This window comes from Rahnella aquatilis CIP 78.65 = ATCC 33071 (assembly GCF_000241955.1).
GTDB classification, from domain to species: Bacteria; Pseudomonadota; Gammaproteobacteria; order Enterobacterales; family Enterobacteriaceae; genus Rahnella; species Rahnella aquatilis.
In genome coordinates, this window is the sequence record NC_016835.1 from 397,542 (window position 1) to 418,163 (window position 20,622).

General features: G+C 51.3%; 17 protein-coding genes. 10 read left to right on the forward strand and 7 right to left on the reverse strand.

Annotation, left to right across the window (positions count from 1 at the left end):
• Window positions 1-64: 64 nt before the first annotated feature.
• The 3 genes from RAHAQ2_RS23785 to RAHAQ2_RS23795 form a co-directional block, all read right to left on the reverse strand.
• Entirely contained in the window at window positions 65-2,233 is a 2,169-nt protein-coding gene (locus RAHAQ2_RS23785; RefSeq protein ID WP_014341938.1) for a right-handed parallel beta-helix repeat-containing protein, read from the reverse strand.
• An 86-nt stretch (window positions 2,234-2,319) separates the two neighbouring features.
• Window positions 2,320-3,885 carry an MFS transporter gene (locus RAHAQ2_RS23790; protein WP_014341939.1) on the reverse strand — a complete coding sequence of 522 codons (1,566 nt, stop codon included), beginning with the start codon at window positions 3,883-3,885 and terminating at the stop codon, window positions 2,320-2,322.
• 388 nt (window positions 3,886-4,273) lie between these two features.
• Window positions 4,274-5,254: a VirK/YbjX family protein gene (locus RAHAQ2_RS23795; protein ID WP_014341940.1), complete on the reverse strand. Its 981-nt coding sequence runs from the start codon at window positions 5,252-5,254 to the stop codon at window positions 4,274-4,276.
• Between the two features lie 295 nt (window positions 5,255-5,549).
• Here RAHAQ2_RS23795 and phoC point away from each other — a divergent pair, with 295 nt between their 5' ends.
• From phoC to RAHAQ2_RS23815, 4 genes are all read left to right on the forward strand, one after another.
• Window positions 5,550-6,287 carry an acid phosphatase PhoC gene (gene phoC / locus RAHAQ2_RS23800; protein ID WP_014341941.1) on the forward strand — a complete coding sequence of 246 codons (738 nt, stop codon included), beginning with the start codon at window positions 5,550-5,552 and terminating at the stop codon, window positions 6,285-6,287.
• Between the two features lie 168 nt (window positions 6,288-6,455).
• Window positions 6,456-6,947 (forward strand): Hcp family type VI secretion system effector, encoded by a 492-nt coding sequence (locus RAHAQ2_RS23805; RefSeq protein WP_014341942.1) that lies wholly within the window; start codon window positions 6,456-6,458, stop codon window positions 6,945-6,947.
• A 12-nt stretch (window positions 6,948-6,959) separates the two neighbouring features.
• The gene (locus RAHAQ2_RS23810) at window positions 6,960-7,484 is read left to right on the forward strand and encodes a DUF2778 domain-containing protein (protein ID WP_014341943.1); all 525 of its coding nucleotides are present in this window, start codon (window positions 6,960-6,962) and stop codon (window positions 7,482-7,484) included.
• A complete protein-coding gene (locus RAHAQ2_RS23815) occupies window positions 7,462-7,764 on the forward strand; it encodes a hypothetical protein (protein ID WP_014341944.1) in 303 nt (100 codons plus the stop codon). Before RAHAQ2_RS23810 ends, RAHAQ2_RS23815 begins: the two co-directional genes overlap by 23 nt.
• A 176-nt stretch (window positions 7,765-7,940) precedes the next feature.
• Here the strand turns inward: RAHAQ2_RS23815 and RAHAQ2_RS23820 are convergent, their stop codons facing one another.
• A complete protein-coding gene (locus RAHAQ2_RS23820) occupies window positions 7,941-9,023 on the reverse strand; it encodes an oxidoreductase (protein WP_014341945.1) in 1,083 nt (360 codons plus the stop codon).
• 221 nt (window positions 9,024-9,244) lie between these two features.
• On the opposite strand from RAHAQ2_RS23820, the gene RAHAQ2_RS23825 reads away from it, so the two are divergent.
• The gene (locus tag RAHAQ2_RS23825) at window positions 9,245-10,312 is read left to right on the forward strand and encodes a sugar ABC transporter substrate-binding protein (protein ID WP_014341946.1); all 1,068 of its coding nucleotides are present in this window, start codon (window positions 9,245-9,247) and stop codon (window positions 10,310-10,312) included.
• Between the two features lie 9 nt (window positions 10,313-10,321).
• Window positions 10,322-11,569: an LVIVD repeat-containing protein gene (locus RAHAQ2_RS23830; RefSeq protein ID WP_037040919.1), complete on the forward strand. Its 1,248-nt coding sequence runs from the start codon at window positions 10,322-10,324 to the stop codon at window positions 11,567-11,569.
• A gap of 20 nt (window positions 11,570-11,589) precedes the next feature.
• Here RAHAQ2_RS23830 and RAHAQ2_RS23835 read toward each other — a convergent pair whose 3' ends face one another.
• Window positions 11,590-12,513 carry a DMT family transporter gene (locus tag RAHAQ2_RS23835; RefSeq protein WP_014341948.1) on the reverse strand — a complete coding sequence of 308 codons (924 nt, stop codon included), beginning with the start codon at window positions 12,511-12,513 and terminating at the stop codon, window positions 11,590-11,592.
• A 139-nt stretch (window positions 12,514-12,652) separates the two neighbouring features.
• Here RAHAQ2_RS23835 and RAHAQ2_RS23840 point away from each other — a divergent pair, with 139 nt between their 5' ends.
• From RAHAQ2_RS23840 to RAHAQ2_RS23855, 4 genes are all read left to right on the forward strand, one after another.
• Entirely contained in the window at window positions 12,653-13,375 is a 723-nt protein-coding gene (locus RAHAQ2_RS23840; RefSeq protein WP_014341949.1) for a 2-phosphosulfolactate phosphatase, read from the forward strand.
• Between the two features lie 130 nt (window positions 13,376-13,505).
• Window positions 13,506-14,951, forward strand: a complete 1,446-nt coding sequence (locus RAHAQ2_RS23845; RefSeq protein ID WP_014341950.1) for an MFS transporter — start codon at window positions 13,506-13,508, stop codon at window positions 14,949-14,951.
• A gap of 50 nt (window positions 14,952-15,001) precedes the next feature.
• The gene (locus RAHAQ2_RS23850) at window positions 15,002-15,892 is read left to right on the forward strand and encodes a dihydrodipicolinate synthase family protein (RefSeq protein ID WP_014341951.1); all 891 of its coding nucleotides are present in this window, start codon (window positions 15,002-15,004) and stop codon (window positions 15,890-15,892) included.
• 241 nt (window positions 15,893-16,133) lie between these two features.
• Entirely contained in the window at window positions 16,134-16,541 is a 408-nt protein-coding gene (locus RAHAQ2_RS23855) for a hypothetical protein (protein ID WP_014341952.1), read from the forward strand.
• 124 nt (window positions 16,542-16,665) lie between these two features.
• On the opposite strand, the gene RAHAQ2_RS23860 is transcribed toward RAHAQ2_RS23855, so the two are convergent.
• Together RAHAQ2_RS23860 and RAHAQ2_RS23865 are read right to left on the reverse strand one after the other, a co-directional pair.
• Window positions 16,666-17,802, reverse strand: coding sequence for a CfaE/CblD family pilus tip adhesin (locus tag RAHAQ2_RS23860; protein WP_014341953.1), 1,137 nt, complete (start codon window positions 17,800-17,802; stop codon window positions 16,666-16,668).
• The gene (locus RAHAQ2_RS23865) at window positions 17,802-20,489 is read right to left on the reverse strand and encodes a TcfC E-set like domain-containing protein (RefSeq protein ID WP_014341954.1); all 2,688 of its coding nucleotides are present in this window, start codon (window positions 20,487-20,489) and stop codon (window positions 17,802-17,804) included. Before RAHAQ2_RS23865 ends, RAHAQ2_RS23860 begins: the two co-directional genes overlap by 1 nt.
• Between the last annotated feature and the right edge of the window lie 133 nt (window positions 20,490-20,622).

Genomic DNA, 20,622 nt, shown 5'->3' on the forward strand with positions numbered 1-20,622 from the left:
ATCAATCCCAGAGATATTGAGTAGTATAATTTTAAGTTAAAGGCTTACTGTTAATGACGCTGCTTTATTTGTTTTTCAAAAAGTCAGCGTAATTAAATCCACCGTCAGAAAGACGGGTTATCGGATCCGGTAATCGCAGAGAAATATAATCTCCCGGTTTAATTTCCTGATGCCTGTTATTCACCGTTTTGTGGTCAGTGTAAAAATAATTACTGTTATCCACATTGCCGGTGACGGCATCGTCATACTTCCCTGCCGTGGTGCGCAGCGAAATGTTGTCCCTGAACGTGCCCTGCTTGTCGGCCGTGGTGTAAGGCGATGGGCGGAACAGGAAGTTGAAGCGTTTGTTATCGACAGCGCGGTTGTCTTCGATAACCAGCGCGCCCGGGTTGAAGTTGTCGGTAAAGCCGTCCATGCCGTTGCCGACCGCGACGTTGTGGCGCACCACATGGCCGACCGGTAATCCTTCGCCGCCCAGTTTGAAACCGTTGCTGCCATTGTTTACCGACAGGCTGTTCTCAAGGGTGACACTGCCGTTCGGGCCGTCTTCGATTTTGTTGAACAGGTCAAAACCGTCGTCAATGTTGTCGTGGGAATAACAGTTCACCAGCCGGTTACCCTCACCCACGCGCATTTTGACGGCAAATCCGTCGGCGTTTTTGCGCCCCGGATCCTGATTCCCCCAGGATTCAGAATTGCTGATGAGATTGTGGCTGGCCCATAATGCCCGCCCGATGCCGTCCGGCGACGCCACCCAGATCCCGGTATCGTCGGCGTGATGCGCCTTAACGCGGTCGATATGGTTATAGCTTCCTGCAACATGAAAACTTTTTTGTGTGACGGTAATCCCCTGAATATTCCAGTAGCTGGCATTGAGTGTCAGGCCGTTAAACACCACGTTGTCGCCCTGCGCACGCAGTGTTTTCCGGTTCTTGCCGGTACCGCTGGCGGTTGCCGGGATCAGGCTTGCCGGGTAATCGCCCTCTGCCAGCCACAGCGTACCGCCCGGCGCTAAAAGATTAACCGCACTGTCAAAATCCAGCGGGTGTTCAGCCGAGCCGTCATTACCTGCCGCGCCAGCCGGAGAAACATACAAGTGGTCAGGATTGCTGACCAGTGCCATATTCACCTGGAATTCCTGCATTACCGGTTTACCGTCCGCCGGTGTGTAGGTTATTTTCAGCGCCGTCACCGGTTGTTCCGCATGAAACGGAACCGCGACCACTTCACCGCCGCGTACCGTTATTTGCGACAACAGCGGTTTGCCATTCTGATCAATCTGCACCTTTCCGTCGCCGTTAGTCCGTAACTGGAACACGCTGTCGCGGCGGGCAATGACCGGCGATGACATCACCTCAATGCGCGCATTAAGTGACGGTGTCACATAAGGTGCGGAGGGCTGAACATGCGCTTCGCTGAGTGTCAGCCTGGCGTGTTCAACCGTCATTTTGGCATTGCGCGAGGCGAAGAAACCGACGTAATACCCGGTTTTGTCCAGTTGGGTCACGCTGTCCGCATGCTGCACGGATTTGCTTACCCACTGATCGCTGCCCTGTGGCGCATAGGCGACGGTAAAACCCGTGTCCGTGCGGGTCAGTCGCAGCGAAAAACGCGCCGGCGTACTCAGCGGATGATAGCTTTCACGCACTATGCCGATGCCGGTATTTCCCCAGGGTTGCTGTACGCCCTGCCGGGCAATCAGCGCCAGTACCGGCGGTTTATCACCGATGGCCATGATGCTGTTCATTACCATATTTGATGCGGCCGGTAACTCCTCAATGCCCGGTTTAGTCACCGGCTCACGCGGATTGCCCAGAATATCGCGTACCAGTAATCCGGCCCCTTCCTGCCCGGCCGGTTTCGCGCCATTTTCTGGCCCGAACTGATTGAGCGTGATCTCTGCTTCAAGCTGGAAATTCACGTCTGCCGGTAAGCGGGTATAAAAAAAGGTTAAGCCGTCGTGGCTGTTACCGATTTTGCCGCCACGGCTTTCAAGTGTGAACGGGGTACTGAGCACGGTGCCTGTCGCCGGAACAGCTTTGCCCCCTGCCAGCAAGGTTTCGTTCATGCCGATTTTCTCAGGCAGAACGTTGGTGGCGAAATTGACGTCGGTTGACTGGCCAAAAGTCATGCTGTGCCAGACCAGTTTGCCGCTATCAGGCAAGGTAACCGCCAGGCATTGTGCGCTTATCCCGAGGGTGAGCGCGGTAATCACAAATTTTGATGCCCACATAATCGTTCTTATCCTAAAAACGTGAGGGGTCGCTGGCCGGTGCCCCGGCCAGTCGGAAAATGGAAAATACACAGAGAAATCAGGTGTCAGGGTTGCTGCGTGGTGCTCACCATCGGTTTCGGCTCGGTAACCACAACCGCAGGGGTATCGAAAATTTTGCGACAAACGACACTGTTGCCCCAGCATTGTTCATACGGGTAACCAATCAGTTCTTCCATCACCGCACGCACTTCCGGTTGTACCTCGCTTATCTGGCCGCCCGCTTTGATACGTGCCACTTCGCCCAGCACCACAAGGTGGGTTTTGCGGTTCAGTTTCATCTGATTACTGAATACGATAGCCATCAGCGCCAGTGCAATAACACCGATGCAGAACACCAGCGCAATCGCCATCACCGCACTTTCAGGCTGGGTGTGAGATTTGGACTGGAAGCCGTAGAAGCTCAGAATGGCACCCATCACGAAAACAATCACCGAGCGCATCAGTTTGCCGGAGAAGGTCATCGCACCGGCGTAAATCCCCTCGCGGCGACGACCGGTAAAGGCTTCATCGATATCCGCCAGGAAGGTGTAAACCGTCCACGGGATGTAATACACACCGCCGGTACCGATACCGAAGATAACTGTGATAGTCAGCATGGCCGCAGTGGCGTATTGCTGCGGCAGATGCAGGACGTGCAGCAGGCTGTAGCAAATGACCGAGAAAATCACGATGCCCAGCGCCAGAATGTACGGCTTGCTGAACCCGTGTTTGACGCAGATACCGATAAAGATCGCCGTAGAGAACAGTTGCAGCAGTGAGTTCAGACTGCTCAGACCGGCAACCATCGTCGGGTCATATTGCAGCACGAAAATGATGAAATAGGTGAAGACGGAAGCAAACAGCCATTCTGCTCCGAACCCACACAGATACATGCCCAGATGCTTACGGAACACGCGCAGGTGGAATGTCGATTTCATGTCGCGCACCAGCGTCAGCATGGTTTTGCCAAGCGTCATTTTCTTCTCATCGACCGGCGTGGTCTCTTCTACCGGGCGTTCCCAGGAAGAGAGATACAGCATGCCGATGGCGATAAACAGGATCACGCCATAGGTCAGTGCGGTGAAGAAGAACGGCTGCGCGGAGTCTTTGCCGTAGATCAGAATGAACTGGCCGGGAATGAACGCGGCGAGGAAGTTAGCCACTTTACCGAAAATCGCCTTATAGCCGGTCAGTTTTGAACGGGCGGAGAAATCGGTGGTCATTTCCGTTGCAAGCGTTTCATACGGCACCATGACCGAGGTATAAATCAGCTCGAACATGACGTAAGTAGACAGGTAATACCAGAATCCGAAGCCTTCAACCCACAGCAGCGGGTAGAACATCATCAGCGGCACGCCCAGCAAAATGAAGAAGCGGCGGCGACCAAAACGTTTACCGAGTCGCGTTTTACCAAAGTTATCCGAGAGATAGCCCATCAGCGGGTTACTGATGGCGTCGATGATGCTGGCGACGGAGAAGATCGCCGACGCCTGTAACAGCGTCAGGCCGCAAAAGGTCGTATAGAAGTACAGCAGCCAGATCCCGGCGATCGCCAGTGCGCCGCTGCCCAACAGATTTCCGCCGCCATATGCTAGCTGATGTTTAAATAAAATAGGTTTTTCTGCGTTCATACATTATCCGCCCAGAGAGATTTTTTATAAAATGAACCGATGTTTCGTTTTTATAGAGATGACGTTTTATATAGGTGGGATGAATGAATAGATGTGAATAACATCACATTTAAAACAGCAGGGGACGGCTGGCGATAAGATTTTGCGATACGTGTAACATTCCTCGCCATCAAAAACACACAATTGGCGAGATGCTTCGAAGCATATTAGTTTTAAATTGAATGATTATCTGACTATTACTTTACGAAACCGGCACTTAACCGTTGCTGAAATTCGGCTTACGCAACAGAATTTTCGTTGAGGGTCAGGCATAAGCGTCGGGGAGTACTGAACAAAAGGCCGTTCCCTGGCCCTTGATGCAGCGGGTGATTTACGGGTCGGTCTGAGGTCAGGCGTTCAGTAAAGACGCTGTGCTCTCATGCAATTCATCAAGCAAGGTATAACGCTTGCGGTATTCAGAACGTTTCTTGCTGGCAATCTCTTCCATCGGTTTGCGCGGCAGTTCCAGTGGAACGTGATATAAGGCTGAAGATGCGGGCGTGGCACTGATGGAATCCCAGAATTCGTTATAACTGGCGACAAACACGTTCTTCTTGCGGTGACGGTAACGCAGGCTGCGGAATACGTGACCGGTATCGCTGACGGCAAGAATGCGCTGCACGCCGGTTCCGGCAGCGACACGTTGCAGGCTTTCCAGCAGCAGACGTTTCGGGAACAAGCCGTAACAGGATTTAGTCGCCTGTTTAATCACTTCATGTGCCGTTGAACGGTGCGCGCCCTGGAATCCGCCGATAATCAGTGTCCTCCCTTCCGGGCGCTGCACAATGCTAAACGTCAGTGCCGCAAGCAGCGTGTCCTCCATATAAAGGAACATGTTGGCTTCGCCTTCGCGCTCAGATTTGCCGATGGAACCGAGCTCCACCCGGAAGGCTTCACCGTCTTTGCCGGTGAACCGGGTGATGGTATTGCCGGTCGCGCTCAGAAAGGTATTGCGCAGGCGGGCGTTTTCCAGGCTTTTGACGAAGGCGTAGTGATCAACCAGTGCGTCAGCTCGTCCGGCTGAATGCAGACCGAGATACAGATACGGCTTGTGAATTTTACTCGGTAGTTTGGTCTGCACCTGGAAAGCTTCCTGCCAGAGGGTTTCCGCCGCCATCTTATTCAGCACTTTCAGGGTATCGAGCGGATGCAGTAAGGTGCGAACGGCATATTTGACCCGGAACATCCGGTCGCGCCACAGATTGTCCGGTACGCACGCTCCGCTCAGAAGATCGACAAACAGGCTGAATCCGCTGGTTTTTTTTGTGGTTTGTTCAACGGGATATGCTTCGCTGAGGGACTCGGTTTCATTGAGAGGGATATGTTCCATGATCTGTTTCCGCTGCCAGAAATAATCACGGTATCACCTGATTTTTAAACCTCTTTACAACGTTGTTTTAAAGAGAAGCGAGGTTATCTGAATAAGTGCAGGCTGTTTAGCTGCCGTTTATTCTGGCTGACTGAAAGCGTCTCACTGTCTGATATCTATTGATATGCGTGATGAGTTTCTCGTTTTAGTACATCATACGAACGTAATTACGCAGAATTTGGTTAACTTAGAAATGTTGGGAAATGTTACGAAAATGAATTCGTGATGATCATTCAGCAGTTGTAAGGAAACTTTGATGAAAATTATTACTACTTTTTGCCTCGCCAGCCTTTTTTCTGTCAACGCGTTTGCCCTGACCGGTAACGATGCGACCACCAAACCCGATCTTTACTACCTGAAAAACGATCAGGCGATTAACAGCCTGGCGCTGCTTCCTCCACCGCCAGCGGTAGGCAGTATCGCTTTTCTGAACGATCAGGCCATGTATGAACAGGGGCGTTTATTGCGTTCCACTGAACGTGGAAAACTGGCGGCAGAAGATGCCAACCTGAGTGCCGGTGGCGTGGCGAACGCCTTCTCGGGTGCCTTCGGTTCGCCAATCACCGCCAAAGACAGCCCGGAACTGCATAAACTGCTGACCAATATGATTGAAGATGCGGGTGATCTGGCGACACGCTCCGCCAAAGAAAAGTATATGCGCATTCGTCCGTTTGCCTTCTACGGTGTGCCGACCTGTAACACCACCGAGCAGGATAAGCTGTCGAAAAACGGTTCGTATCCCTCCGGTCACACCTCAATTGGCTGGGCCACCGCGCTGGTGCTCACCGAAATTAACCCGCAGCGCCAGGACCAAATCCTGCAACGCGGTTTCGATTTAGGCCAGAGCCGGGTGATTTGCGGCTACCACTGGCAAAGTGATGTCGATGCCGCGCGCATCGTCGGTTCCGCCGTAGTGGCTACCCTGCACACTAACCCTGCTTTCCAGCAACAACTGCAAAAAGCCAAAGAAGAATTTGCTAAACAGCATCCGTAAATATTGCTGGCCTCCCCGACCTGGTCTTCGTAAAAGTTGGGGAGTCTGTAATGCCACATCTCTCATTGATACTAAATTTCTGAAAATTGCTTTTTTGCAACGGTCACTAATTGTTAACTCCCCTTCACAGGCATAACGTCATTCCTCATTTTAAAAAGGAGTTTCATTATGGCTAGCCCCGCATATCTCTGGCTATACGATGCCAATGGCGCACTACTTTATGGCGGTTCTGAGGTTTTAAGCCGTGAAGGCGCGATCGAGATCCAAAGCTTCACGCATGGTCTTTCCGTACCCTTCGATGGTAATACCGGTCGGCTGACATCTACCCGTGTTCATCAAACCATGGGACTGGTAAAAGAGTTCGATAAATCTACTCCCTACCTCTACCGTGCCGTCGCCACCAGCGAAAAGCTGCAAAAGGCGGTGATTAAATGGTATCGCATTAATGCGGCTGGTATGGAGGAAGAGTTTTTGAATATGACAATGGAAGGGGTGCGCATACTTAACATCAATCCTCATATGCACAATTTCAAACACGCTGACGGACAGGCCAGTATGCCCACGGAATCCATTGGCCTTGGGTATCAGAAAATCACATGGTTGTACCTCGACGGACATATCAGTTTTACCGATCAGTGGAACTCCAGCATTTACGCATAAACGGAGACAGGGATGATTTCATGCAGAGTGGATTTTAATCGTCTTTATGAGGGCGGAAAAATTGCAAAACTTTATTGTGCTGGTGTGGGGATCTTCCCTGTATTTTCAGGACTTGGTTCACTGCTCAACAGGCAGGGATGTTCAGATTTAAAAAATGGTGCCATTCCGCCAGGAAAGTACTGGATTGTTGATCGCCCTGCCGGCGGTTTGAATTCGTGGATTGTACAAATGAGAAAGGAGTGGAAAACGGGTAACGATTACGATTCATGGTTTGCGCTTTATAGACAGGATTCTCTTATCGATGATTGGACAAATATAGGCGCCAGGGAACGCGGGAATTTTCGGCTTCATCCTCTCAGATCCGACGGGACGGGCGTTTCTGATGGATGTATTACCTTTTACAATCATGCTGATTTTAAGGTTTTACGGGATCGACTTCTTCGGGCTCATACAATGATAATTCCTGTTCTAGGCAAAAAAGCTTATGGGGAAGTTGAAGTTTTTGGAGATATCAATGCGCCATGTATACATTTTTAGCACGTTAAAAATTGTTTGGCGGTTGATACTGTTTGTTGCAATTACCCTGTTTTTAACACCTTTAAACGAGTCATTCACACATTACCTTTATCTGATAACTGATCCGGTTGTGGAGTTTTATCATTCTACTTTAGGGGTTGATTCGGGTGACCGTTGGGATATGGAAGAACTTACTTTTCTGATCTTTGCGGTGACTGCAACATCAATTATCGCTGTGTGCTCTATCGCTGTTATTGAAGCGCTTTTTAAAAAGCTGATGCGGGTGCTACGGGGGATATGAATGGCTTACTCTTTAAGATAGCGGCGCGGCTGGCTGATTGACTTCGAATATATCAAATCAATGGCTCTCGCGGATTATTTTGAACAACTGATGAAAGTGATTAAGGACAGGTAAACGAATTAAACCCGGCTGCAGGCCGGGTTTCTTGAACAGCGAAAGTAAAAACCTCAAAAGTCTTATTTATTCTCAACAAACTCAAACGCCAGACGCAGTTGTTCGGCGTTGGGGTTTCCCGGCAGCAGATGAATAGATTCTCCGGGCTGGAGCGTGCGTTCAATCAGGCGGGAAAGCTGTTTCTCATCATGAATATCCACCTGCAATTGCGCCAGACTGACCGGCAGATCCAGCACTTTGTACAGCGCGGTTAACTGCTGCACCACTTCCGGTTGATTGAGCAGCGCGCTTTGCACCAGAATGCCGTAAGCGACTTTGGTGCCGTGCAGGAAAGCGTCTGTTTGTGGCAGCGCGGTCAGGCCGTTATGCACCGAATGCGCCGCTGCAATGCGCGTATACCGGTCACCCAGTCCACCCACTAATCCACCGCCCGCGATAATGGCGTCGAGCACATTGAGAAACGGCTGTGTCAGCCGGTTATCGTCCTGCGCCTGTAATGCCGCTTCGCTTTCATTAAGCAATACGTCGCGAAGAGTCAGCGCAGTATTCAGACCCAACTGTACCGTTAACGGCAGTTTCTCCGGCTGCGGGCTGAGCACCACGGCTTCGTACCATTTCGCCAGCGTATCGCCGATCCCGGCCAGCAGATATTCCTTCGGCGCATGCAAAATTATGCGCGGCTCGACCAGCACCAGATGGTTAGCGTCGTTGAAGATTTCGTAACGCAGTGCCTGCCCTTCGTCGTTATACCACACAGACAGCGGTGTCCAGGCCGCGCAGGTGGCGGCAATGGTCGGGATCGCCACCACCGGCAAGCCGAGACGGCGCGCCACCACTTTGGCGGTATCGAGCACCGCACCGCCGCCGATGCCGATCACCACCTGACGGTCAGGGCCGCCGATATCCGCAATGCGCTGTACTTCGGTTTCGCTGCAATGCGCCGCAAACAACACGCGCTTCGCCTGTGAGGCGGTAAACGCTTCCGGCAGAAAATCCTGAGCGGCGGTTAAGGCGCGCTCACCGTAAATCCACAACGCTTTGTCCAGCTGTTCCGGCGAATAAAACTGCGTCAGCCGGTCTATGGCACCGGGGAACGAAAAGTAGTTGGCGGGGCCGGTAACCACGCGGATGTCAGTATCACTCATGGGGAAATCCTTAATTTAGAAGCTGTTAACATCCTACGCCCGGACATCCGGATGGCTAATAATCTTTGGCATTAACTTATGCCTTTTCGTTCGTTGCCATTCATTCACGGCTCATCAAAACTCGGGCAATCAATTCATTAACTCACTATAAGAGCCTGAACAAGGGCTGTCATGAATTGTCCTCCCGTTTAAATGATGATTAACCACACAGGGTAATAACCATGAAACTGTTCTCCGCCTCGTTACTGGCGTTAAGTCTGTTCTCCGTTTTACCGTCTTTCGCAGCCGGTACCGCGCCGGTACCGAAAGCTATCGCCGACCACCAGGGGCCGGTACGCATTGCCGTGATCCGCAATTTAGGGTCTGACGATAACACTACGCAGTTTTTGTCCGGTGTTATTCAGGAAGGCCGCAAACTGGGCTTTCAGGTCAGCACTTTCCTCAGTAACGGCGACGACGCAAAATTCCAGGACTTTGTGAATCAGGCCATCAGCCAGAAATATGACGGCATTATTTTGTCACAGGGGCGCGACCCGTATTCCACCGATTTGCTGAAACGCATTACGGCCAGCGGCATCGCGGTATCCGTGTTTGATACCGCCGTGAACGGTAATATTCCCGGTGTGACCGTCACCCAACAGGATGATGCCTCGCTCACCGATCTTTCTGTCGGGCAACTGGTGAAAGATTTCAACGGCAAAGCCAATATCGTCAAACTGTGGGTGGCCGGTTTCCCGCCAATGGAACGTCGTCAGGATGCCTATAAAAAAGTATTAGCCGCCCACCCTGGCATTCATGAGCTGGAATCTGTCGGTGCTGTGTCGTCGGATGTTCAGGGCGATACCGCCAATAAAATCGGCGCGCTGCTGGCGAAATACCCGAAAGGGAAAATCGATGCGATCTGGGGAACCTGGGATGCCTTTAGTCAGGGGGCATATAAAGCCTTACAGGAGAATGGCCGCACTGAAATCAAACTCTACAGCATCGATATTTCCAATCAGGATATTGGCCTGATGCGCGCGGCCAACAGCCCGTGGAAACTGAGCGTGGCGGTGGATCCGAAACTGATCGGCGCGATAAACCTGCGTCTGGTCGCCAGCAAAATTGCCGGTGAGAAAACGCCTGCGACTTATGAATTCAAAGCGGCGGCTATCCCGCAGGCATTGCTGACAAGCAACCCTGATGCCGTAAACGTGGCATCGCTGGCGAAAGTGATCCCAGGCTGGGGCAAATCTGATGACTTCATCGCGCCGTGGTTCGCCACCCTTGAAGCGCAGCACAAAAAATAAGGCCGGACGATGACAATGCAAACTCTCCCGACGCCGGAATACAGTCGTAATATGCGGCTGATCGGCCACAGCGATCAGGGTGGAAAACCTGACGGCGTACAGGTAATGGTCCACCGGGGCTACGCGTATATCGGTCACATGGTCTCGCAGGGTTTCTCCATTGTGGATGTGCGGGACCCGAAAAATCCGCGCCCTGCCGGTTTTATCCCGGCGCCGCCGGGCACCTGGAATGTGCATTTGCAGGCGCATGACGATTTGCTGCTGGTGATCAATGCCCGCGATTTGTTCGCGGATGTCCGCTTTGCCGATGAAAAGGTTTATTACACCCGTTCCGTCAGCGAGACGGTTCAGGGGACGCAGCAGCGCGGCTGGAGCGCCGGGGTACGTATCTTTGATATTTCGGTGCCCGATCAGCCTAAAGAAATCAGCTTCCTGGGGCTGGAAGGCATCGGCGTGCATCGCATCTGGTATGTCGGCGGGCGCTGGGCGTATGTTTCAGCCCTGATTGATGGCTACAGCGATTATATTTTCCTGACTATCGATCTGGCTGACCCGCGCCATCCGCAGGTCGCCGGACGCTGGTGGTTGCCGGGCATGCATACCGCCGGTGGTGAAAAGCCGGACTGGCCGGAAGGTAAACGTTATGCGCTGCACCATGCCATTATCAGCGGAGATACGGCCTACGCCAGCTGGCGCGACGGTGGCCTGACGTTGCTGGATATCAAAGACCGCAGCGCGCCGCAGCTGATTTCACATCGCAACTGGAGCCCGCCATTTGGCGGCGGCACGCATACTGCGCTGCCGTTGCCGGACCGGGATTTGCTGGTCGTACTCGACGAAGCGGTGCTGGATAATCAGGAAGATGGCGAAAAGCTGATCTGGCTGTTTGACGTGCGCGAGCCGTCGAATCCGGTGAGTATTTCGACCTTCCCGCAGCCCGGGGAACGGGATTACATCAGCAAAGGCGCGCATTTCGGACCGCATAATCTGCATGAAAACCGGCCGGGCAGCTTTATCAGTTCAACGCTGATTTTCGCGACCTACCAGAATGCGGGTGTACGCGCGTACGACATCAGCAATCCGTATCAGCCGAAAGAAACCGGTGCGCTGGTGCCCGCAGCCCCCGCCACCATGATGGATAAACGGCCTGGCAGGCCCCAGGTGATTCAGTCCTGCGACGTGTTTGTCGATACGCAGGGGATTATCTATAGCACCGACTATAACGGCGGATTATCCATTATCGAATACCTCGGTTGATCCCCTGCCCGCGCCGGAACTTATCGGGTTTCAGGCGCGGGCGTTTTTGTTTTTCCCGTCACTGACTTTCCGGGGCTGAGGACCAGCCACACCGCCACACAAATCAGAATGCCGCCCGCGAAAAAACCTTCCGATAGCTTTTCATTAAGCAGCAGATAACCCCACAGAATACCGAACGGCGGGATCAGAAACGTCACCGTCATGCTGCGCAGCGGGCCGATATCGGCTATCAGGCGGAAATACAGAATGTACGCCCATGCCGTACAGATAAACCCGACCGCCAGCACACAGAGCCAGACCAGTGGCTGTGCCCAGCTGACCGGCGCTTCGGTTGCTGAGGTATAGAGGAAAAAAGGCAACAGGAATAGTGTTGCGCCGAGCTGGCTACCGGTCGCCACCAGTTTGGGATCCAGCCCGCCGCGTTCGGTGATCCAGCGGCGTGTCAGGAAACCGGCTACCGCATAACAGCCGGTCGCCACCAGGCAGGCGATGACGCCCGCCAGTAATTGCGGCACCGATTCCGCGCTGCCGGTGGTGGTCAGCAAGGTAATGCCGAACAGGCCGGTGAGTACACCGAGCGCTTTTTTCAGCGTTACGGTTTCATGAAAGAATAAACCGCCGAGCACGACACCCATCAGCGGCGTGGTGGCGTTGAGAATGGCGGAATACCCTGCGGGTAACCAACGTGCTGCCAGACAATACATCAGAAAAGGCAGACCGGAGTTGATCACCCCGAGCAGCAGCGAGCGGCCAAATTTATGCTGATAATCACGCGGCGTTCTCATTACCGCCAGGATCACTACCAGCCCGACAAACCCGAACAGTACCCGCAGAAACGCCGTGTTGATGGCGCCGAACGCCGGGGCCGCCACGCGCATAAACAGAAAACTGCCGCCCCAGATCGCCGCCAGCAGTAGCAGTCGGCAATAATCCCCACTTTTCATTCACATCCCCTATTGAATATTGTCTGATGTCTTGTTTTATTGATGCAGGCGAACAACTAAAACGTGTTAATCAGTGTAGTGAATGTTTCGCCCGAAAAACCCTCTTTTTCTTGCTTTGTTATTCTGATGAAGGCCTGTAATGACTGATTTCTCACAAGCTGATTTTGACGTGCGTCTGGAATGGGGCGCGCAGGCGGTGGATCATCTGGCGGCAGAGGTCGACTGCATTGTGATTATTGATGTCATGTCGTTTTCCACCTGCGTGAGTGTAGCGAATGAACGCGGTGGTGTGATATTCCCCTATCCATGGAAGGACGCCAGCGCGCAGCAATATGCTGTTGAGCGAAATGCACAGTGTGCGCAGTTTGACCGGCGTTTTCAGGGGCCGGGTTTTACCCTTTCGCCCTGCTCACTTCAGGAGATGGCTACCGGAACGCGGCTGGTATTACCCTCGCCGAACGGATCGGCGCTGACGTTTAAAGCCAAAATACACAATGCGGCGATTTTCACCGCCTGCCTGCGCAATCTCACTGCGACGGCGTGTGCATGCAAAAAGTATCAGCGCATTCTGGTGATCCCCGCCGGTGAAAAATGGCCGGACAACAGTCTTCGTCCGGCGCTTGAAGATCTGGTCGCTGCAGGGGGATTAATTTCACGTTTACAAAATCGCCAGTTGTCAGCAGAAGCCCGCGCGGCAAAGGCGGTTTATCAAAACCTCACGCTGGAAAAACTTGCTGATTGCGGCTCCGCACGTGAACTCACCCGACGAGGTTTTTCAGCCGATGTCACGTTGTGTCTGCAGGAAGATGTCAGTGATTTCGCCTGTCAGTTACAGGGGGAGTTTTTCACCGCGGTCAGCTAAGTGTAAAAATCGCTCTTTTTGATCCTCAGTTGATCTATAACCCGGCTGAAGGTGTGTGATAGGTTTAATACTTATCATCTATCTTTTGCTGTGCCTTGCAGCGAGTGGTTTTTTTCCGGGACAGAACACAATGAGCCACAGTAAACCGGATGCGTCAGAACATCCGCAGGAAGAGTCCGCCGTTAATTCCGGGATCTCCGTTATTGCTTTATTGGTTGCCGCTGCTTTCTTCATGGAGTTTATTGACGGTACGGTGATTGCCACCGCATTGCCGCAAATGGCGATTTCTTTCGGGGTGTCTGCTGTTGATCTTAACGCCGGAATGAGCGCCTATATGCTCACGCTGGCAGTACTGATCCCTGCCAGCGGCTGGGCGGCGGAACGTTTTGGGGCCCGCAACGTCTTCACCTTTGCCCTCGCCGTCTTTACGCTGGCCTCGCTGTTTTGTGCGATGGCGTCCGGCGTCCGTGAATTCATCATTTTGCGTATTATTCAGGGGATCGGCGGCGCGCTGATGGTGCCGGTCGGGCGTCTTACGGTGCTGAAAACGACGCCGAAACCGCAGCTTATTAAAGCTATCGCTACCCTGACCTGGCCTGCGCTGGTGGCACCGATCCTCGGGCCGCCGCTCGGCGGATTTATCACGCATTATGCCTCGTGGCACTGGATTTTCTATATCAATGTGCCGCTCGGGATTATCGCGATGATGCTGGCGTGGCGTCTGTTCCCGCAGGCACCTTCCGCTGAGCCGAAGCATTTCGACAAACCGGGCTTTGTTCTCACCGGGCTGGCGATGCTTTCGCTGGTGACTGGCCTGGAGCTGATCAGTCAGGACCACATTTTATGGACTGTTGCCATACTGTTGCTGGCGGCAGGTGCGGCGCTTTCGGTTCTGGCTATCCGGCATCTTTATCGCGCCCCCGCGCCGATGGTGCACCTCGGGACGATAGTCATTCCGACGTTTCGTATCTGCATGGGAGGCGGTTCGCTGTTTCGCGTGACAATCAGCGCCGTGCCGTTCCTGTTGCCGCTGATGTTGCAGGTCGGGTTTGGCATGGATCCCTTTCATGCCGGTTTGCTGGTGCTGGCGGTATTTGCCGGTAATCTGGCGATGAAACCGGCGACCACGCCGCTGATCCGCCGTTTCGGCTTCCGTCCGGTGCTGATAGTGAATGGTTTGCTGAGTGTTTTCTCCCTGCTCTTCTGCGCGTTCCTGACGCCGGGTACGCCTGACTGGCTGGTGATGTTATTGTTGTTTCTCGGCGGCCTGAGCCGTTCGATGCAGTTCACCGGCATCAGTACGCTGGCGTTTTCCGACGTGCCTGCGAAACAAATGGCTGATGCCAACACGTTGTTCAGCACGGTGCTGCAACTGTCTGTCGGGCTTGGGATCACCGTCGGCGCGCTGGGCACACGTCTGGGTGAGCAGCTGACTGACCTCCTGCACTGGAGCGATATTCCGGGCATGAGTTTTAAAATTTCCTTTGTGGTCATTGCCGTGCTGACGCTGATCGGCTGGCTGGATATGCTGCGGCTCCAACCGGATGCGGGTGCATCCGTTTCAGGCAAAAAATGAATCGCTGCTCTATGACAGGTCTTGATAATTAACCTCTTTGGGAGAACTCAATGTTCACAGGATTAAGTGCTTTTCCTCTTACACCGCTGACTGAAAAAGGTATTGATGAGAAATCCTTTGTCAGGCTGATGGAACGCCTGGTTGCCGCCGGTGTGGATTCCATCGGTGCGCTCGGCTCGACGGGCAGTTATGCCTATCTGAAGCACAGTGAGCGTGACCGTGTTGCGCGGCTGGCGGTGGAACACGCCGGGGGTATTCCTGTGATGGTCAGTATCGGGTCAGTGCGCACCTCTGATGTGCTGCATCTGGCAGAAGATGCCCAGCGGGCGGGCGTCAGCGCGGTATTACTGGCGCCGGTGTCGTATCAGAAACTCACCAGTGATGAAGTATTTACGCTGTACGAAACGGTCACCCGCCATCTTTCGGTGCCACTGTGTGTTTATGATAATCCGGGGACGACGAATTTCGATTTCACCGACGAGCTTTATGTGCGTATCGCGCAATTGCCCCATGTTGCCAGTATCAAAATCCCCGGTTTGTCTGCTGATCCGGTTACTACCCGCAATCGGCTGGATGAACTCCGTCTGCTTGTGCCTTCCCATGTGACACTGGGGGCAGCGGGTGATCTGGCGGCGGCAACGGTGCTGACGCAAGGCGGCGATGTCTGGTATTCGGTGATTGCCGGATTGTTCCCTGAAATTCCGCTGGCGATCACCCGCGCGGCGCAAAATGGCGATGCCCAGACTGCGCTGGCGCTGTCGGCACGTCTGGAACCGCTTTGGGCATTATTCCGCCAGCATGGTAGCCTGCGGGTTGTCGCCGCGGCAGCGGAAATTCTCGGTATTGTTTCTGCGCCTTGTTTACCGTTACCGCTTCAGTCGTTGTCGGGCGATGCGCGTCAGCATCTCATCTCAGTTCTGGAGACCTTATTTCAGAACTGAAGCACTGTCTGAAAGCGGGGATTATTAATTAAGCTTCTTTATAAAATTAATGACATTCACAGCGTGAATGTCATTATCTTACTGAGAGTTACCCTTTCGTTTTATCCTTGCGTGATATCACTTTTTTTTGATTTTAATGGGTCGGAATAAATCGCTTTCTATTATTATTCGTCGCGGCTGTAAGGATATTTTCAGCCGCGCGGAGAGGTTTGTTTTTAACTGAAAGTCAAAAGGAATGATAATGCCATACGGTGATAATGGTCAGGGACTCTTTCGCAGAGGGCAACTTGAGCAACAAATAATCAGAACCACGAAATTCTCGATTTATGCGCAAGCGGTGTATTGCGTTAACAGAATGCTGCGCGAGGCCAATGTCGGTATTTCGGAACAGGCATATCAGAGTATCTCACGCAATATTACTGCGGTGACAAATGGACGCCTTTACGAAACATCGGCTTCACTTTCAGAAGCACGGGTATTTGCACGTGATACGGTAGGGGCGATAAAAGCAGGTGATTTTACATCGGCGGCGATCACCGCAAGTGGCGTCGCGATCAATGCGATTGGTGGCCCTTTATTTTTCGGACACTATGACCGTAATAAATTGATCGCTATAGAACGTCATCTGTACGATAACTTCCACCTGTAATTTTCAAATCGCAAAAAAACGGGGGCAGATAACGCCGGGTTGCCCCCGCAACTTAACCGTACACTCTTTCCTTTTTCGCGCTATGCGCACAAATAACCTTCCCGGTTTAATCCTTCTCTCTCTATCAATCCACGGTAGGTGTTGTTGGCGTGAAAATAACAGTAAGCACCCCACGATAATGACCCGCGTTTTTATCTTTTATATAAAACTTATCGACACTGAAAACCAGTGGCGTTGGGACACACAAAACCGGATAAGTGATGGACGGCAATCTGACGGGTCTGATCAGATTTTGATTTATCTGCGTCCAGACGATAGTTTCATTATTATTTACCTTACGCATACCTCTGGTTTCCGGGTCTCGTAGCAAGACATGGTAATCGATACGGTCCCTTTCCGGGCCTCTTTCTCCCCCGTCTCTGAAAATTGAAAAATCTGACGCAGCACGTCCGGGGGGAAGATCGCCTTCGTCTTTTAGCCGTACCTCATAACGTGTACTGTTGGCGTTGTAACCATCGTACAGGCACATATCTAACGTTGTGCTATCCTGGGCAAAAGGGCTTTCATCGGGGGCACCATGCGGTCGTAAATCGAGTTCGACTAACGGCGTCGCACTGCTGAATGCGGGGAAATAAATATCAATATGGCTGGGGTCAGTCACATTTAAATTAATATGCGCATTAAAATCTGCCAGAAACTGGTTTTGCCATTGCATTAATTTGAGATGTAAATCAGCCTGCCACAAACCACCCACAGGCAGTTTTGACAGTTCTGCTGCAGGGATATACACCGTTAATGTTGCTTCTGACGATTTTGCGCCGCCATATCCCTGGCAGGTTGAGTCCACCCCTGAGTAAATTTCCAACTTCCCTTCATCGTAACAAGAACCCCCATCGATGTGATACTTAACTACACGATAGCCCGATAGATTGAGAGTAATGCGCATTCCACTGCGTTTTTCAATGAACAGTAGAGGAATGGTCGTTTCTCCCGAGTGACCCCAGAGTTGTGAATCCTGACATTCTCCATATTTTGGATCGGAACTGCTCCCGCATATCCAGCCATTTTTTCCCCACTTACCCGGATCGTCAGAATCATATCCACCAGATTCATTTGACCATATGGAAATATTTCCGGAAGGCGGTGACATTCGATCAAAAGTACGTTCTATACTCACTGTACTCGGCGCGGGAGGCCTGATGGCTGCATGTAATATAAAAGCCACTGACCACAAAAATAAGGCTGTAATTACACGGTTCATTATTCATCACCTTCTTTATTTGATGCCGTTTCAATATCGCGCCGGGATTTTAGCTTCACCAGTAATTGTTCATTCACTTCTGCAGGTAAGCTGTCACGTTTGATCAACTGACACGAAGACTCTCCGACATAGCGCACGGTCCCCCTTTGCTTCTTTATTTGCAAAGGGCACTGGTAAATAACGTCACCGGATAAGAGATACAGTGCCGGGGCTTTGGTCGCCATTTCTGCAGTAAAGCCACCATCATCGCTGAGCATTAACATTTTGCTGTTCAGCCCGATAATAATATTATTGCTGGCTGACTGAGGTAAAATAAGCTGACCTATATAACCGTAGCGGTGTTCAACAACAACGCTACGTAAGCGCATTTTTCCAGGTAATAACATAATATTCCGCTCACCTGCCCCGTTGAGAATATTGGTTGAGCTGTCCGTATTCAGGGGGGCGCTGCTATCGCTAACAGCAACTGTCGTCGGTTCAAATCCTGTTGTCGGAAATAATGCGGATCCGCCTCGGGATATATGAGCCGTACGGTTACCTGATACTTGTGCATCAATGGCGATTCCGTCGTCTTCATCACTCAGGTCATCAATATTAACCAGCACTGCTGACGCAGGTTCACTGATTCCGGCGCTTCCCCAGTGGACTCCCTTAGTACTCGCAGCAAAGCTTGAGCTCCATGAACCACTAAAGGCGGAGGTGTGTTTGTTATATTCATTATCATAACTGTCTGATAGAACAGCACTTACATTGCCGTACTGCCCTTCCATTCGGCCACTTAAGCCAGTATCAAGAGTGTCAGTATTAATCCCTCCAGCTTCCAGAGTCAGTTCTTTATGCTGATTTTGGTCGCGGTACCACGAATGTGAGACGTTGTATGACAATTGCGAGGACTGATCCTGACTGTCGCGATAATCTGTACTTAAGCGTGTTGACTGACTTTTCCCTAAGTTGTCTTGCCGTGGTGCCTGACTTAGTGTGAGAGAAAGATAAACACCGTTATCAATGCCATCGTAGCCATCATCATCACGACGAAATAATCCAAAGGTACCGTTGTAAACCCAGTCGGCCTGAGTAAACGCCCGGGATGCACTGAACTGAAGGGTTCTGGACGTAGATTCTTCGGTGGTTTGCTCAAGGATATTATCCTCAAAAGATTTATCCCGTTGCCAGGACATGTCGTCGCTGGCATGGTTTTGCGTCTGGATATACCCGAACATCAGGTTCCAGGACAGAACATTGCTGGTGAGCGTTGTGTTAATGCTTTCATAACAGCTCTGACTCGTATAATCATTATTGTCATTTTGGCCTGAGTCTGAACAATCATCACCTGAAGAAGAATAGCGATAGACGCTGAGTGATGGCCAGTCACCAACTGACCAGCTAAGCTGTTCGCTGTCACCTTTGTTGCCATCAGAACTACGAAATACCCTGCCGTTAAAATTTGGCGTGCCAGCCAGACCTAAATCTGGGGAATAATCAAAACCTGTCTCTGCATAAGTATTGCTCTGGACGGCCGCACTACCAACAGTAAAAGATAGCGCAGGCGTGAAGGGGACCCGCAGGCCCGCCTGAAATGCCGTATTTTCGTTTGTGTCTGAATCCGTAATTTTACCTCCCTGTGCAAACCAGTGGATGCTGCCATCATCCAGCGAACCTGTTTTACTGAAAGGAGAATTTTCAGTGCGGACCAGCTGATTACTCTCATATATGCGAAGTTGCACGCTATAACTGCCAGAGGGAAATAATGAGGTATCAATGCTCTGGTTACCGGGAGAAAGATAAAATGTACCTAGCAACTGATCGTTGCGGTACGCATCTACCCGTGAGTTTCGGGTTAATAAAACATTCAATGGCGTCCCCTGACTGGCAACTTCGCGGTTCAGGTAGCTGAGCGTCGTGCCGATCCTGACACCATCAATGGCACCCAAGGGTAAGAAGGAAAAATTAAAACTTCCGCCCTGGCTATTAAATAACATCCGGTTATCCATACGACCAAGCTGAGAGTAATAACGTTGGCTGATGTCGTACCGATAATAAAGGTCATTTAAATCAGCCTCGTTATTGCTCTCATCTTCATTCTGAGCTGCAGAAAATGACCAGTCACCCCCAATGTAACTGTTATCGCTGATACCCAGTGCGCCCGCACCCTGAATAAAAAAGTTGCTGTAATCATCCTGCACAATTACATTCATATCTTGTTGATGTATGAAGGCATTGACGACATTATTGGTAGTGGGTTTTATATACAAATCATTTCTTTCTGCATCCGCAAGCCACTCTTTTCGTATAAATAAGGTCACGCTCCCTTCACTGCTGTCATATATTACATCAATGCTTTTGCTTGCTATAAATCCACAGCCTTTGCTTTGCTGCGCATTTGTACAGGCGAGAATATCATTGCGTGGAAAGGTATTATTCAGCAACTGACGTATAACTTTATAATCTTTGTCGTCCGGTTTTACGGAAAGTTGTAAAGCAGTAAGTACGCTTTCTGGGTTAATAAATTTGATACCATCCAGACTCACAATTGCATCATAAGAACCGATGTGTTTTCCTGCAACGATCACATCGACGCGTTCCTGCATTCCCTGAGATAGAATTTCGAATCCTGCAGGGATCTTCAGAGTGGATGCATCCACAGGAAATGTGAAAAATGCGAATAAAATTATTAAGTTTTTTTTCATGAGGTGAGATCACTGCATTTTTTATAGTAAATAAATATAAAAATGCTCATCCAACTATGAGCCCATTTGAGATTAAAGTTATTAGAAAGCAAAACAGTATTGTATTTTAACTTAATGGTTTATTCAGCAAGTA

What these genes read in the sequence shown, in the direction of transcription:
- RAHAQ2_RS23820 (WP_014341945.1), bottom strand. Translation starts at nt 9,023, where the DNA reads ATGAGTGATACTGACATCCGCGTGGTTACCGGCCCCGCCAACTACTTT.
- RAHAQ2_RS23835 (WP_014341948.1), bottom strand. Translation starts at nt 12,513, where the DNA reads ATGAAAAGTGGGGATTATTGCCGACTGCTACTGCTGGCGGCGATCTGG.
- RAHAQ2_RS23805 (WP_014341942.1), top strand. Translation starts at nt 6,456, where the DNA reads ATGGCTAGCCCCGCATATCTCTGGCTATACGATGCCAATGGCGCACTA.
- RAHAQ2_RS23845 (WP_014341950.1), top strand. Translation starts at nt 13,506, where the DNA reads ATGAGCCACAGTAAACCGGATGCGTCAGAACATCCGCAGGAAGAGTCC.
- RAHAQ2_RS23855 (WP_014341952.1), top strand. Translation starts at nt 16,134, where the DNA reads ATGCCATACGGTGATAATGGTCAGGGACTCTTTCGCAGAGGGCAACTT.
- RAHAQ2_RS23865 (WP_014341954.1), bottom strand. Translation starts at nt 20,489, where the DNA reads ATGAAAAAAAACTTAATAATTTTATTCGCATTTTTCACATTTCCTGTG.
- RAHAQ2_RS23815 (WP_014341944.1), top strand. Translation starts at nt 7,462, where the DNA reads ATGCGCCATGTATACATTTTTAGCACGTTAAAAATTGTTTGGCGGTTG.
- RAHAQ2_RS23790 (WP_014341939.1), bottom strand. Translation starts at nt 3,885, where the DNA reads ATGAACGCAGAAAAACCTATTTTATTTAAACATCAGCTAGCATATGGC.
- RAHAQ2_RS23860 (WP_014341953.1), bottom strand. Translation starts at nt 17,802, where the DNA reads ATGAACCGTGTAATTACAGCCTTATTTTTGTGGTCAGTGGCTTTTATA.
- RAHAQ2_RS23850 (WP_014341951.1), top strand. Translation starts at nt 15,002, where the DNA reads ATGTTCACAGGATTAAGTGCTTTTCCTCTTACACCGCTGACTGAAAAA.
- phoC (WP_014341941.1), top strand. Translation starts at nt 5,550, where the DNA reads ATGAAAATTATTACTACTTTTTGCCTCGCCAGCCTTTTTTCTGTCAAC.
- RAHAQ2_RS23795 (WP_014341940.1), bottom strand. Translation starts at nt 5,254, where the DNA reads ATGGAACATATCCCTCTCAATGAAACCGAGTCCCTCAGCGAAGCATAT.
- RAHAQ2_RS23825 (WP_014341946.1), top strand. Translation starts at nt 9,245, where the DNA reads ATGAAACTGTTCTCCGCCTCGTTACTGGCGTTAAGTCTGTTCTCCGTT.
- RAHAQ2_RS23840 (WP_014341949.1), top strand. Translation starts at nt 12,653, where the DNA reads ATGACTGATTTCTCACAAGCTGATTTTGACGTGCGTCTGGAATGGGGC.
- RAHAQ2_RS23830 (WP_037040919.1), top strand. Translation starts at nt 10,322, where the DNA reads ATGACAATGCAAACTCTCCCGACGCCGGAATACAGTCGTAATATGCGG.
- RAHAQ2_RS23810 (WP_014341943.1), top strand. Translation starts at nt 6,960, where the DNA reads ATGATTTCATGCAGAGTGGATTTTAATCGTCTTTATGAGGGCGGAAAA.
- RAHAQ2_RS23785 (WP_014341938.1), bottom strand. Translation starts at nt 2,233, where the DNA reads ATGTGGGCATCAAAATTTGTGATTACCGCGCTCACCCTCGGGATAAGC.